Source organism: Serratia sp. (in: enterobacteria) (assembly GCF_051654945.1).
In the GTDB taxonomy this organism is placed as follows: domain Bacteria; phylum Pseudomonadota; class Gammaproteobacteria; order Enterobacterales; family Enterobacteriaceae; genus Chania.
Window position 1 is genome coordinate 244,328 of the sequence record NZ_JBOFZA010000091.1, and the last position, 11,920, is coordinate 256,247.

Annotated in this window: 11 protein-coding genes; 3 read left to right on the forward strand and 8 right to left on the reverse strand. The window is 46.9% G+C overall.

The window, feature by feature from the left end:
- Window position 1: 1 nt before the first annotated feature.
- Window positions 2–2,530 (forward strand): fimbria/pilus outer membrane usher protein, encoded by a 2,529-nt coding sequence (locus ACRDCA_RS22000; protein WP_438691423.1) that lies wholly within the window; start codon window positions 2–4, stop codon window positions 2,528–2,530.
- A gap of 25 nt (window positions 2,531–2,555) precedes the next feature.
- Window positions 2,556–3,500, forward strand: a complete 945-nt coding sequence (locus ACRDCA_RS22005) for a fimbrial protein (RefSeq protein ID WP_218520297.1) — start codon at window positions 2,556–2,558, stop codon at window positions 3,498–3,500.
- A 177-nt stretch (window positions 3,501–3,677) separates the two neighbouring features.
- Here the strand turns inward: ACRDCA_RS22005 and ACRDCA_RS22010 are convergent, their stop codons facing one another.
- From ACRDCA_RS22010 to ACRDCA_RS22040, 7 genes are all read right to left on the reverse strand, one after another.
- Window positions 3,678–4,622: a fimbrial protein gene (locus ACRDCA_RS22010; RefSeq protein ID WP_438691424.1), complete on the reverse strand. Its 945-nt coding sequence runs from the start codon at window positions 4,620–4,622 to the stop codon at window positions 3,678–3,680.
- Between the two features lie 14 nt (window positions 4,623–4,636).
- Window positions 4,637–5,194 (reverse strand): fimbrial protein, encoded by a 558-nt coding sequence (locus ACRDCA_RS22015; RefSeq protein WP_438691425.1) that lies wholly within the window; start codon window positions 5,192–5,194, stop codon window positions 4,637–4,639.
- A 41-nt stretch (window positions 5,195–5,235) separates the two neighbouring features.
- Entirely contained in the window at window positions 5,236–5,766 is a 531-nt protein-coding gene (locus ACRDCA_RS22020) for a fimbrial protein (RefSeq protein ID WP_438691426.1), read from the reverse strand.
- Window positions 5,767–5,982: 216 nt separating this feature from the next.
- Window positions 5,983–6,693 (reverse strand): fimbria/pilus periplasmic chaperone, encoded by a 711-nt coding sequence (locus ACRDCA_RS22025; protein ID WP_438691569.1) that lies wholly within the window; start codon window positions 6,691–6,693, stop codon window positions 5,983–5,985.
- Window positions 6,694–6,823: 130 nt separating this feature from the next.
- The gene (locus tag ACRDCA_RS22030; protein WP_438691427.1) at window positions 6,824–9,355 is read right to left on the reverse strand and encodes an outer membrane usher protein; all 2,532 of its coding nucleotides are present in this window, start codon (window positions 9,353–9,355) and stop codon (window positions 6,824–6,826) included.
- A gap of 49 nt (window positions 9,356–9,404) precedes the next feature.
- A complete protein-coding gene (locus tag ACRDCA_RS22035) occupies window positions 9,405–9,986 on the reverse strand; it encodes a fimbrial protein (RefSeq protein ID WP_438691428.1) in 582 nt (193 codons plus the stop codon).
- A 45-nt stretch (window positions 9,987–10,031) separates the two neighbouring features.
- Window positions 10,032–10,553: a fimbrial protein gene (locus ACRDCA_RS22040; protein WP_438691429.1), complete on the reverse strand. Its 522-nt coding sequence runs from the start codon at window positions 10,551–10,553 to the stop codon at window positions 10,032–10,034.
- A 513-nt stretch (window positions 10,554–11,066) separates the two neighbouring features.
- Here ACRDCA_RS22040 and ACRDCA_RS22045 point away from each other — a divergent pair.
- Complete coding sequence (locus ACRDCA_RS22045) at window positions 11,067–11,204, forward strand: hypothetical protein (protein ID WP_438691430.1); 138 nt, start codon at window positions 11,067–11,069, stop codon at window positions 11,202–11,204.
- A 50-nt stretch (window positions 11,205–11,254) separates the two neighbouring features.
- On the opposite strand, the gene ACRDCA_RS22050 is transcribed toward ACRDCA_RS22045, so the two are convergent.
- Window positions 11,255–11,914 (reverse strand): 4'-phosphopantetheinyl transferase family protein, encoded by a 660-nt coding sequence (locus ACRDCA_RS22050; RefSeq protein ID WP_438691431.1) that lies wholly within the window; start codon window positions 11,912–11,914, stop codon window positions 11,255–11,257.
- Between the last annotated feature and the right edge of the window lie 6 nt (window positions 11,915–11,920).

The window sequence follows — 11,920 nt, forward strand, 5'->3', positions numbered from 1 at the left end:
CATGACGGTGAAGCTCCCAGCGGCAACATGGCCACGCGATAAGCGAATAAAACTAAGCCACATCATCCCTTACCTGGCATCATCCTTTTCACTTGGCTATATCCCTGCCTCATGGGCAGAAGAGGATTACTTCAACCCCTATGCATTGAATACCCGTGGGCTTACCCACCCCGTTACCGACCTGTCACAGTTTATCACTAAAGGTAGCCAGCGCCCCGGTGCCTACCGGGTAGAGATTTATATCAATAAGGAGGAGGCCGGTACTCAAACCGTGAATTTTATCACTACCCCCACAGGACTGAAGGCGGAAATCAGCGTGGGTATGTTGCGGCAGTATGGCGTGAGAACCGCCGCTTTTCCAAAGCTGAATAACCTGGACGACCAGGAGATTATTACCGACCTCGCCGATGTGATCCCCGCAGCGGATAGCAGCTTTAACTTTAACCGGCAACGCCTTGACATCAGTATCCCTCAAACCGCCATGGAGGCGGAAGCCCGGGGTTATATCAACCCGGCCTCGTGGGATCAGGGATTACCCGCCCTGATGTTGAACTATGCGTTCTCTGGAGAAAATAGCTGGCAGCAGAATAGCTCTGGCCCTAAAGACAGCTACTTTCTTAATCTGCGTTCAGGGGCCAATCTGGGGGCCTGGCGCGCACGCAACTACAGCACCTATAGCCGACAAAATGACCAAGGCTATCATTGGGACAGCATTAACTCTTATTTACAGCGCGATATTCATGCCATTCAAGGGCAGTTAACCCTGGGCGAAACCTTCACCCCTGGCGATCTGCTCAACAGCGTGCAATTTCGCGGTGTACAACTGAGTTCTGACGAAGCCATGCTGCCAGATAGCTTACGTGGTTATGCTCCGGTAGTGAGAGGAATTGCCAACAGCTTTGCCAGAGTGACCATTCGCCAAAATGGCCATACCCTGTACCAGGCCAATGTCCCCCCAGGGAGTTTTGCCATTACCGATCTCTATCCTACCGGCGGTAGCGGTAATCTCCACGTCACCATTACGGAAGAAAACGGCGAAGAACGCCATTTTGTTCAGCCTTATGCCATAATGCCAAATATGCAACGTGAAGGGCATTTGAACTACTCGACCAGCATCGGCAAGTATCGCGCATCTTCCCCTAATACCCGCACACCACTGTTTATCCAAAGTGGCCAGCGTTATGGCATGCCTTATGGTGTGACGTTATCTTCCAGCCAGCTTTTCTCCGGTTCCTATCAGGCCCTACTACTGGGCGCTGGTTTTGGATTGGATACGTTCGGCAGCCTCGCCTTTGACATTACTCAAGCCAATACTCAGTTGCCCGAGGAAACCGAATACCATCGTGGGCTCTCTTATCGCGTGCAATATGGCAAAGATATTACCCAACTGGGTACCTACTTGCAGTTTGCTGGCTATCAGTTCTCTTCAAATGGTTTTTATGATTTTAATGAAGCCAACAGGTTGAACTCTGCCAGTAGCCTATGGGGGAATAACCGCTACGCAAAACGTAATAAACTGCAGCTCAACCTAAATCAGGCTTTAGGCCAATGGGGGTCTATTTCGCTCTCCGGTTATCAACAGGATTTTTGGCACCAAAGTGGCATAGAACGGAATCTGAATACCCGTTATTACTTTGATTATAACGCCATCAGTTATTCATTAAGCATCAATTATACCCAGTCAGCCTGGCAGCAGAATAGCGATCGGCAACTGGCCTTTAGTATGCAAATGCCCCTGAGTCACTGGCTGCCCAACAGTTGGGGCAGCTATAGAGCCAGCTCAAGCCGTGGCGGCCCCGTCACTCAGAATGTCGGTATTGGTGGCACGGCTCTGGCAGATAACCGCTTAAGCTATAATCTGCAAACAGGTTACAGCAATAATGGTGAGGGAGCCAACAGCCTGGCAACCGCCACCTATAAGGGACGCTATGGCAATCTTGGTGCAGGCTATAGCCAGAGCCCACATGCCAAAAAGGCCAGTTATCAGCTACAAGGTGGCATTGTTGGCCATCCTTATGGGGTAACGCTCTCTCAACCATTGGGGGAAACCTCGGTATTGGTTCGAGCCCCTGGAGCCAGCGAGGTAAGCGTACAAAATAACCCAGGGGTCGCAACAGATTGGCGTGGCTACACCGTGGTACCTTATTTAAGTGCCTACCGTAAAAACCGCCTGACGCTGGATACAACCAGCATGGGGAACAACGTTGATATTGAAAAAAATACCCAGTCGGTTATCCCGACCCGCGGCGCGTTAGTGCTTGCTGATTTTAATGCTCAGGTTGGCCAGCGCATCATTGTGACGTTGACCCACCAAGGAGCCCCGCTCCCCTTTGGCGCACAGGCAGAATTGATCAGCGCGGCTCACAAAAAGAGCGAAGGTATCATGGATAATGATAGCCGGGTCTATTTCTCTGGCATGCCGAATGCCGGACGTATTCGCGTAAGTTGGGGAAATCAGCAATGTGAAGCCGACTATAAAATTACAGAGCAAAAAAGCTCGATTCACCTGATTAACACGCAATGTCTTTGAACGATTTCAATCATAAGGGTTCTATATGAACATCAAGTTAGCATTATCTACATTCCCAGCACTGTTATTTAGCAACCCCATTCTGGGAGCCTGTACTTACCCTGGGGGTAGCCAGGCAAGCTCAGCAAATTTCATAGATAATTTACCCAATTCAATTTCAGTATCCAGTGGCTTACCCATTAATAGTGAAATTTATACTGGAAGCATGATATTGATCAGTAATACAACAGCAACATGCGGCAACAGCAACAACACGCTTTATTTCTCTATGCAATCGTCCCCCAGTCTCGGCAACGCCGTCTATCCAACGTCATTGCCTGGCGTGGGTGTCTCCATATCACACCTGGGTGTAAATTTAGCCAACCCTGCAGTATCCAGAGTCATTAACTTTAATCCGCTGTTAAACGCACCACTCTCTCCTCAGTTAAGGCTAATCAAAACGGGTGATATTACCGTAGGTGAACTCAAGCCAAAAAATAGCGGGATCTGGGGGCAAACCAATATTAACGCCAGCGGCGTTCCGTTGTTTTCTTATTTAAATTTCACCCCTGTAACAATACAAAAATCATCCTGCAATGTAATACAATCGGCTATTCAGGTCCCTATGGGCATCATCCATAAAAGCCATTTCTCCGGGGTGGGTAGCACAGCGGCTGAACGGACCTTCACCATTAATATAGAGTGCGATGGATTGACAGAAGTGCTGTTAAAAATGGATGGAATAGCCGATAGCAGCAATGCTCCTGGCGTATTAGCCTTAAATACCGCTGTTACTCCCGTTGCCAGCGGGGTTGGCATTCAGATTTTATATGGTGATACACCGCTTACGCTAAACCAGCTTAATTCATTGGGCGAGTATAATATTGGCCAGGACGATATAGAACTCACTGCGCGCTATTATCAAACCCAGTCATTGATTACTGGCGGCTCGGCTAATAGCGCGGCGAATTTTACTTTGACGTATCAGTAATGGTGGCGGTTATGGTCACATACTGCTTAGAGCAAAGACAGTTCCAATCGGTCGAAAACCGATTGGAATGCCGCGAAACGGAAACCCAAAGGATGAGCCTAATGAATGAGACAAGTAACCTAAGCCAACAAAGGTGCCATTTGAAAAATAACGGATATATATGCATTCATTGCATCATTATGGATACGCAAATATTACCGTCATATTTACCTCTACATTGCCAGGTCGGAATGGTTGCCCGGTCGCTACATACTTAACTTTTAACCCCAAAGATTGGAAAGAGTTATTAACCTCCCCGATTAAGTAAGCTTTGTTAGGTTCTAAAATCTCGTTAGCGCCAGTGAGGATCTGTATACCAACCCCATGAGCAGAATTGTTATTTGTTGTGTTATGGAATATTTTATTGGTATAATCAAAATTGCCTGCAGCTTGGACCGTATAGGTTACCTTCCTCGATGAGGCGCATTTAAGACTTAAACCAACATCTTTGGAGTAGCCTGAAAATTCAGAGGGAAACTTGGAATCCAGCACCACCAGATTATTATAATTATTTACATCACACCCACCGGTCGGAACAAAAACATCTTTTTCCGTGAAAAGATTAAATGTATAAATTTCATCGCGAAGCGAGATGAGATTTTGAGAAACCCTTATAACAACAACACCTAAAGACTCTCCAGCATTTATCTTAACGCCTCCCTGAGCCCCCACTGGGGATACATATAATTTTAATGGCAAATAATAATACTTACCTTTGGGATGCGGCATTTTCCATTTGGGCATGTAGTCCTTAATTGGAAAAGGATAGTTACCACCATGCCATAAAATACCACCAGAAAATCCTTTATCTATAAGCAATTGTGGGAATACTGTTCCAGTTGATGCCCAAGCATAATCCTCAACACTAACATCATCATTTTTACAAGACACTAGCGTTGAAAGGTCAAAAATGATGTTGGCATTTGGCGTTATTTGAGGCTCGGATGATATCGTGACATTCATTACTCCTCCCGTTGACGGAATAAAACCTTGTGGCCCCATACAAGAAAAAGCATAAGCCTTGCACCCAGGCAAGATAAAAAAAACTGAAATAAAAAACCTTAATACATTTGTATTATTCACAACTCTCACCTTTATTACTGCCATTCAAGAACTAACGTTGTGGAAGCGCTGAAGTCTGCAGGTGTTAATGTTATATTATTATTGTATCGTTCTAAAACCATATTAAATCCAAGCGTACCTAAACAATTGTTTCCCGAACACTTCAGAGAACCGAAACGGCTAAAATCCGCATAAGCATTAAGATTAAAAGCATTTCTATTCATATCATAAAACGCGATAGCCAAACCACTTTTAGGTATTCCTATCGTTTCTAATTTATGACCACTCACCGAACCAGCGTTGTTGGAAAACTTAACTTTCAACCCATTTAATCCAAGGCATCTCACAGGAAGTACAACGGTTTTCTTTATTGAATCACTTGTTCCTGCCATTACATCACGTATATAAACCGTACCAAAATCAAGTTCAACACTATTGTTTTCATTAATAACGCAAGGAGGGAGCATAATACTTCCTCTTACCTTGATATCCACATCCGCAGCGTTAATACGCTGGAGTAGCAATCCTCCCATCGCCAAAAACAAAATCACACACTTAATAAATAGCCTCTCGCCTTTACTAAAAAAAGACATAAAACGCCTCTTGAGTTACCACATGAAACCACATTTCTAGCTTAGTAACTGTAATCCAGCAGCATGACAGCTTCACCAGTAAACTGTCCTAATGTAATTTTTTCATTAACGCCAGCGACTACGAACGCCTTAAAATCTATGCTATTTTCTTCAAGCGGCAGATCGTAAAACTTACCCGGCAGGTTAATAGGTAACTGCCCTCCCTTATCGTTTTCTATACTTATATATACTCCCTGAGCACCTTTCAACCTCAACATTCCTTTATTTTTTTGATTCAAACTTTCGTTCCCTTTGAATGTTATACTCACCTTATTTTTGGAACCATCACATTCGGACAGCACCAAGCGAAACACCTGAGGATGAGTGCGACTATTGAATGCAAGATATTTATTAACCACCATGCCAAAATCAACCACAATATCCTGATGCTGTGGTTTAATGATACAAGGAGTATTAGAAAGCGTTCCTTTTACACTCAAACCAATAGCATAAGAATGCTCATGAACCAATACCCCCGAGGCTAATAGCATAATTACTTTCCATGACAGACTATTTTTCATCATAATATGCATAGCACTTTCTCTTTATTACCAATAGGACAATGCAGGACTTTGCTATACGGGGGCTCTCTTGCACTTAGGGATGCCGTAGGTTGAATGTGTACGCGTAAAATGCAATGATCAGTGCCCAGAGACTCGTCAACATCCATTATTTTCAAGCGCAGCAACCACTCTGGTATATCAGGGTATAGCATTCAATCTCGTACTAGGCTGTGTCCCTTCAGGGCCTTACTTCTGCGCTATGATCCTGCAAGAGTTCCCCGTGCAATTAAAACTGAGCTGCGGGCGACCACCGTAGTCATTAACGTAGGTTAGTACCGGGTTATTACCCACGCTGGCGGCGCTCACCGTAAGCGGTAAATTACCCATCGGCGGAACCATCATCGGTTCAAATTCCTTAACCCCTTCGCCATCCATCTTACTGCTCACATCGACTAAAGTGACGAAATAAGGAGTCGGGTTGTTCACCACATACTTGTCCCCCTGGCGGCTCATCGTCAGCTGTTCCTGAGGAGGTTGAGCATTGGCATCAATAGCAATAGCCGCCGGCCGATAGAACAGCTTGATACGGGTCTGTAGCGCAATCTGCAACGTGTTGGGTTTATCGCTTTTCGGCGGTATTTCACGCAGGTTAAAGTAGAAAACCGATTCCCGATCTTGTCGCAACAGCTTAGCCGCAGGCAATGCTTGAACCTTTATCTGGCTGGACTTTCCTGGTTCAATACGTTGCACTGGCGGCAACACGGTGAGTGGACTCTGGATTTTATTGCCCTGCTCATCTTCGAGCCAGCCCTGTGCCAGATACGGCAGTTGTTTATTCTGGTTGCTGATATTCAAGCTCAATGAATCCTGGCTACCATTAAAAACCACCCTGGTACGGTCCAGTGCAATCGCTGCCTGAACCTGCTGAGCAGCCAGCGCCCCTAAAAGAACCCCCATCCTTAGGGTGTTATTGCGCAGAATGCCTACCATACGGGGCCATACCTGCGGGGTTAACTTAGTGTTTATCATTACTTACTTCCCGACCATTTCGGTCTTTAAATCAGTTAGTTGGTTAAATGTTATTACTTCAAGATACTGGCTGAGCGTCCACCCGTTGGCACGGCAACAGCAGACTATCTATCATCATATTTTCTGGCAGTGACTCAGGCATGGTCACCGCGCACTGCGCTCCGCCATTCCAGTGTACCGTCATCACATCACCGGCCTTAATCCCGCTCAGGTAAACGCTGCCACCTTCATTAACAATGCCTGTTTCCTGTTGGCGGGCATTCATTACCGAGGCACCAAACGGCGGTTCACTACCGTCTGCCAGTTTAATCACCGCCATTGCTTTGCCCCCTGCGACGACCTCAAATTGCCGGTAACCGATCGCCCCTTCAGTCAGCGTTAACTGCACCACCGAGTTAAGCGCCTCCGCGTTATCACCTATCTTATTCAGATCGATGCTCGCCTGGCTGCGGTAATAGCTGTTCATATCACCAATCACCGCCTTGCCCCATCTATTAGTCTGGGTATTGCTGCCATAACCCCGTACCGGGATCCCGGCCACACCAGCGGTGTCAATCAACATACGTGTCCCCCCAGGCACACCCGCACGGTGCAGCGCTCCGCCTTGTTTGGTAAGAGTCATCCCGCCTTGAGCGGAAAAACCTAGCGCACTGTAACGGCTTTCCTGGTAGCTGGCATTGGCACTGATACGCGCAAAATCCCCCTCACGGCTGTAGTTGCCACTGAGGTTTACCCCGCTGCGTGCACTCCCCGCGCTTAACTGGTAGTTGCTGCGTTCGTCCAATCGGGTGCTGTACCCCACTCGGTGGGTCGTATCGCTGTCTGCCACCGAACCGCTGTAGCTGACATACGAACGTTCTCCCCAAGGCATCGACAGCGAGATGTATCCCCCGTTATCACTGCTCTGGTTGTAATTATTGCGGTACGCTGACAGAGACAGATTCACATTACGCCAGCGGCCGAAATCGAAATTACGGGACAGCGTCAGGGTGTAGCGGTCATTCGCTGGCCGGTTCCAGTAAGTCTCGTGGCTGTAGTTGAGATTCGAGCTCAGCCCCCAATCGCGAAAGTGTTTGTTCAGGCTGATGGTGTACATCTCTTTACCACCGCCGCTGCGGTTACCCGTTTCCCGAGCCTCCAGAAACTCCCCCATGTTCATAAAGTTCTGCTCAGAGAAACGGTAACCGGCAAAGGCCACCTGGCTGTCATATTCCTCAAAGCTCTTTGAGTAACTCAAGCGATACGAACCGCCGCTGAGCGTACCTTGCTGGAATGGCAAGCTCGCACGGGACTGGGTGGCATCCACAGACAAAGCGCCAAAAATCATCAGATCGCGGCCGATCCCCAGCGAAGCGGCGTTATACTCACCCGCAATTAGCGCACCACCATACAACGACCAACCGTTACTGACTCCCCAGGAAAACTCCCCTGTACCGAACAATGGGCCACGTATTCGATGCTGTAATCCCGAAGGTTTCCCCGTGGCAAATCTGAAGCGTACCAAGCCGGGACGCGTCAAATAGGGGATCGTGGCAGTATTGAGGTTGAACGCCTGCACGCTACCGTCTTGCTCTTCTACGCGCACATTCAATTCTCCCGTTACAGCATCGTGAATATCCTGAATACGGAATGGGCCAGATGCCACCTGCGTTTCATACAGTACCCGTCCTTGCTGACTAACGGTGACCCGAGCATTGGTCTTTGCCACACCTACCACTTCTGGTGCATAGCCGCGCAGGTTCGGCGGCAACATGCTGTCGTCCGACACCAAACTGGCACCGGTAAAACTAAAGCTGTCGAACATCCCTGAACCCAGCGAGTTCTCCCCCAGCGTTAACTTCGAACGCCACGGCGCAATCGCACGAAAAGCGTAGAAACGGCTCCAGTCAAACTGTCTCTGTGTGGAGCCTCCGGCACCACTTTGGGTATTAAAATTACCCTGCCAGTCGGCCCGCAAGCGCCAGGAAGACAAATTCGTGCCTACCACGCCATTGCCACTCAAGTTTTGGCTTCGTGCCTTCTGTTGCAACTGCTGTTGGCTCTGGGCATTCACACTGTAATCAAGCAGTATCCCGGGGATCCCTTCATCCCAACGCGAGGGCGGATCCCAATCTTCCGATGTGTGTTCCAGATAAGCTTGCGGAATACTCACATACAGAGATGAGGTAGACAATTCCCCGCGAACCTCCATCCCCGCCAAGCTGCCCTCATCCAAACATTCTCCCTGGTGCCACCAAGTTAAATCGTCGACCAATCCGGGCTTCAGCCCTAATTGCGCCACTAACGCCGAATTAATACAGGCCTTGCTAATGCTTGGGTCATTTTCCGACGCCAAGAATTGCACCTGCTGCTCCGGTAACTCATGCTTATTAATTCGAATCAGCATGCCGTAGGTTCCGGGCATAATATAGGTTCCGCGCGAGAACTGGCTGAGATCGAAGTTTTGCTTATCGTTAACATCCAAAACATCGGTGTTAAACTCAATGACCTGTGCGGAAAAGCTTGCTTTTGGTGAGGTCAGCAACGCCCATGAAATACACAGACCCAGCACCTGAAGCCGTGCTAATTTACCAACAGGTGACAACTTCATACCTCTAACCTTTATTGACTGTATTTACCGTGGTGTTTAATCTAAGTATTTAAAAATAATCCAGCTTAAATCTAACCGCAGAGAAATAGCTACCTGACCTGACAGTCTGATTATTTGCAATGAGCCGAAAATCATAATCAAGGCGCTTACTTTCAGAATGAACACTTCTCAATGGCAGCGGTTGGCCTGGCCGAGCAGTATTGCCAAATTTGTCGTTGAGTTGCAACGCAACCCCCGCCCCCTCACCCCACAGGCTAAAGTGTTCTCCATCGGGTTTACCATCAAATGTTATATGGAATCGTTTTTCACCTAATGGATTTATTTCATTATGCACCAACACGCAATTAACTAGAGCAATTGAAAATGTTTTACTGCTGCCCTGACCACTGTCAATAACGCCTGCTAACAATGTGGTATCTATAGTAATTGTTTGATCATGACTCCCCATACTAATTGTACAGGCGGAGTCCATAATCTCTCCTTGCATATTCACCTGCCCTACACTCTGAATAACGGGTGCCGCATGGATTGCTGTAGATGCCAATATTGTTGCCATTGTGAATGTTGCACCCATTTTATTTTTCTGCCAACGCATCACAGCAGCCCTTTCACAGGTAAATACACCAAGCATGCGAATAACCGCACGCCTGGTCTTTTTATACTCGTGAGTTTACTATTACGGATAAGCTAAAGCGAAGTTTGCCACGGCATAAAAATCACCTGGTGTGATCACAGCAGTGGCCGTTTCACCTTTCAGATAAGCAGCAAACTGCAACGTGTTAGTACCGTCATTCAAATTTTGCGCCGAGGTCGGGGTATTTAGTTTTACGAGCATACCACCTTGGGAGATCGCAACACCTGCTCCTTGAGCTGCACCCGCAATACCTAAAAGGTCAGCGTTAGTAGCGGAAGCTGCGCCACTGAATGTGGTTTTCACAGTTTGTTGAGTACTGGTGTCACAGTTCTCTAATGTAATATCAAAGCTAACAGGCGTAGACTGACCACCGTTTGCCAGCGCCACTTTTGATATTTGGCCAAGTGAAACGGTTTGGTTCATAGTATCTGCCGAGATAGAGCAAGGTGCATCAATGATCGAACCCTCGAACTTTACAGTTCCCGAACCCTGGTTTGCCGCGTTAGCAGCAGAAGAGATACCAAAAGCAACAACAGTTGCCATCATGATTTTATTCAGTTTCATGAAAAATAAATCCTTAATAATTCTAGAGGTCTTCAATAAATGTATGGATATCTTTATATCCTGGTCTGGCCATCATCAGGCCGTCAGCACTGGGTTGTTACGTTAATGCAGTAACCCCCTATATCAGTTGTTCGATAACTCCCGGTGAGCCCTAGGGTAAACCGAAGCACGCATCAAATTTGCTGATGACATAAAGTTACCACAGGATTAAAAAATCAGAACAATAACCTTTAATTTTGAATAAAAATAGATTTTAATTCTACAAATTAAACAAACAAAAGATAAAAGCCAGGTAACGATCTCATTTTTCAAGGTGCGCTGAAATTTAATCTCAGAATTATTTATATGAAATAACCAGCATTGCTGTCAGTAGAGGCTATCGACCCATTCAGCGAGAGATTAGTCTCCAAAATTCCCGAGGTGGTTAGGTATTCTATTCGATGGTTGACGTATTAGTGAGATAGTCTGAGATTAACTGCCGATCGAACAACTTATCCACAGCTATGGCAGCGGATGCAGCAGCGTAGAAAATACCTGGTCGAAACATTGGGGATAACGCTGTCAGCAGATATCTTGCCGATGTGCAGCACCGTTGCCTATTTGTGCCCTTATTTGCTGGACAAGGGCAGCGCTTTTGTCTGCCAGAGCTGAGAGACCATCCATATCGCGTATGGCTTTGACAGAGAACGGCAACGAGTAAATCAGGCCAACAAGGTATCAAAGGCTAACGAAAACAGTGCGGTTTTATTGGATACTGAGGCGCTGGATAATACGTATTCCTCCCCAATGTCCTGTGAGTACAAGTACCAACGTTTTTCAGCCACGTCGACGGTTAAGCCATTGGCAAAAGGGTGAGGTAAGGTAAACATGGTCGGAGATAAGGAAAAACCCCGGCCATCCGCTTTTATGATGGCTTCTTTCAACGACCAAAGACGAAAGAAATCAACGTTTCCCCCCTGGGCGAGTTGTGTAAACTCCTCAGGGGTGAGCACATCCTGGTAGTCATGTATGTCAATGGGGACTCTTTTTTCAATATCAACGCCGATATCCCCCAGAGGGTTATAAGCGCACACGGCCCAGACACCCGCATGTGAAATATTAAACTCTCCTTTCATACCCATAATAGTCGGCTTGCCAAACTGCTGATAGTGCAGATGAGGAAAGTGAGGGCCTTGATATCCTTCATGCTTGGTTAATACATAGCGTAAAAGCATTCTCGCCAATAACATTCGGCGTTTGTCATCATCAAATCTGAATTGATCGAATGTGGTTTGCTGGTGTGGATCAAGTAAATTCCGTTGCGAATAAAGCCGCTCCCTACTTAGCCCATCAATGCGTGAGCAGTAAATATAGTTCATCATTGTTTC

Excerpts from the sequence above, each read along its gene's own strand:
- ACRDCA_RS22045 (WP_438691430.1), top strand. The coding sequence starts at position 11,067 with ATGCAGCAGCGTAGAAAATACCTGGTCGAAACATTGGGGATAACGCTG.
- ACRDCA_RS22050 (WP_438691431.1), bottom strand. The coding sequence starts at position 11,914 with ATGATGAACTATATTTACTGCTCACGCATTGATGGGCTAAGTAGGGAG.
- ACRDCA_RS22020 (WP_438691426.1), bottom strand. The coding sequence starts at position 5,766 with ATGCATATTATGATGAAAAATAGTCTGTCATGGAAAGTAATTATGCTA.
- ACRDCA_RS22000 (WP_438691423.1), top strand. The coding sequence starts at position 2 with ATGACGGTGAAGCTCCCAGCGGCAACATGGCCACGCGATAAGCGAATA.
- ACRDCA_RS22030 (WP_438691427.1), bottom strand. The coding sequence starts at position 9,355 with ATGAAGTTGTCACCTGTTGGTAAATTAGCACGGCTTCAGGTGCTGGGT.
- ACRDCA_RS22015 (WP_438691425.1), bottom strand. The coding sequence starts at position 5,194 with ATGTCTTTTTTTAGTAAAGGCGAGAGGCTATTTATTAAGTGTGTGATT.
- ACRDCA_RS22025 (WP_438691569.1), bottom strand. The coding sequence starts at position 6,693 with ATGGGGGTTCTTTTAGGGGCGCTGGCTGCTCAGCAGGTTCAGGCAGCG.
- ACRDCA_RS22040 (WP_438691429.1), bottom strand. The coding sequence starts at position 10,553 with ATGAAACTGAATAAAATCATGATGGCAACTGTTGTTGCTTTTGGTATC.
- ACRDCA_RS22035 (WP_438691428.1), bottom strand. The coding sequence starts at position 9,986 with ATGCTTGGTGTATTTACCTGTGAAAGGGCTGCTGTGATGCGTTGGCAG.
- ACRDCA_RS22005 (WP_218520297.1), top strand. The coding sequence starts at position 2,556 with ATGAACATCAAGTTAGCATTATCTACATTCCCAGCACTGTTATTTAGC.